1 protein-coding gene is annotated in these 325 nt (G+C 68.9%); it reads right to left on the bottom strand.

All coding sequences use genetic code 11. From position 1 onward, the window contains the following. Positions 1-325, bottom strand: a 325-nt coding sequence (locus tag PUR71_RS00070; RefSeq protein ID WP_329924228.1) for a serine hydrolase domain-containing protein, incomplete at both ends; no start/stop codon positions are given.

The raw sequence follows: 325 nt of genomic DNA, 5'->3' as shown, positions 1-325 counted from the left end.
TCGGGCAGGCCGCTGGTGTGCTGGAGCAGTTGACGGACGGTGATGTTGCGTCCGTCGATGCCGTCGCCGCGCAGCAGGCCGGGCAGGTAGGTGTCGACGGACGTGTCGAGGTCGATCTTTCCTTCGGCGACGAGCTGGAGGACGACGACGGCGGTGAAGGTCTTGGTGTTGCTGCCGATCCGGATCTGTCCGTCCACGGGGACCTTGGCCCTGGTGGCGAGGTTGCCGACGCCGGCGGTGTAATTGCGGGTGCGGCCGTCGCTGCCCTTGACGGTGGCCAGCGCGGCGGGCAGGCCGTCGTCCTTCACCAGCGCGTTCAGGCTCG

The sequence above is a fragment of the Streptomyces sp. SP17BM10 genome (assembly GCF_036322405.1).
In the GTDB taxonomy this organism is placed as follows: Bacteria; Actinomycetota; Actinomycetes; order Streptomycetales; family Streptomycetaceae; genus Kitasatospora.
This window is presented reverse-complemented; position numbering and strand designations above follow the sequence as displayed.